Below are 1,062 nucleotides of genomic sequence, written 5' to 3'. Positions count from 1 at the left end.
TCTTCATCATCAAGCCCTAGATTAACTAGCTGCAATGTTTCATCATAATCAAATAATTCAGTATCTTCAGCTACTAAATCCAGATAGTTAGTAAAATTGTTCTGGATAAAATATAAAGCATCCTCTTCATCATAATGACTTCTAATAAATTGCAAGGTATTTATACTCTTTGATTTATCATCTTCTAGTTTCAAACCAATTATTTTTTTATCAATCAGAATTTTAAATTTATTTCTACTTATATTATCAATATTGAAATTCACTTGCCAAAACTTTAAAGTTGATAATATTTCTCCATATTTATTATCACTGATATTTTGATTAATAATTACTTTAGCAAAAAAATTACCTCTTACATCTACGTTTTCATCATTACAGATTGGTTTAAAATCTAAAGCTTTTTCATTACTATTTATAAATTCAATTAAAGGTTCATCCACTTCTTGCGTATGTTGAAAATAACACAGAATATTTTCTTCGTTATAGTCAAGTTTGCCCGGATACAATAACTTTTGCCACAACTCTGTATTTTTAACCTTATCTAATCTGGTAATGGTTGTATACAGATAATCTATATATTCCAGCTTATGTTCTTCACTTATATCTTTGTGATTTAATAGTTGTAATACATCTGTTTCATCATCTTTTATCTGCTGTTCACAATTAGCCAGCATGATATGTATGTAGGCATCTATATTTAGTGCCACATACTTGGCTAAAGGCGAATCAGGCTTTTTCATAATACTAGTGTAATTCTGATAAATAATATTTTCCTTACTTACAGAAGTATATTGCGTAGCCAACATCAACTGGATATTAGTAAAATTCAGCTCATATAAATCATTCTGATATACCACATTAAATAAGTCTTTATTAGCCGTTTTATATTCAATTTCTTTAAATTTAATTTCCAGAAATATGAATTGTTTAATCAACTGTGCTACATCAGGTTTATCAATAATTAAATAATCATGGATATTAGCAATATAATTACTTAAAATATGGTTATCTGTATTTATTGTTGCAATAATATCCTGTGATGAAAAATATAAGGTTTTTATC

At 26.6% G+C, this 1,062-nt stretch carries 1 protein-coding gene; it reads right to left on the bottom strand.

The genetic code is table 11. From position 1 onward, the window contains the following. A partial coding sequence (locus BHC51_RS12570; RefSeq protein ID WP_218966356.1) for a hypothetical protein occupies positions 1 to 1,062 on the bottom strand: 1,062 nt, incomplete at both ends.

Source organism: Snodgrassella alvi (genome assembly GCF_002777745.1).
Classification (GTDB): domain Bacteria; phylum Pseudomonadota; class Gammaproteobacteria; order Burkholderiales; family Neisseriaceae; genus Snodgrassella; species Snodgrassella alvi_D.
This window is presented reverse-complemented; position numbering and strand designations above follow the sequence as displayed.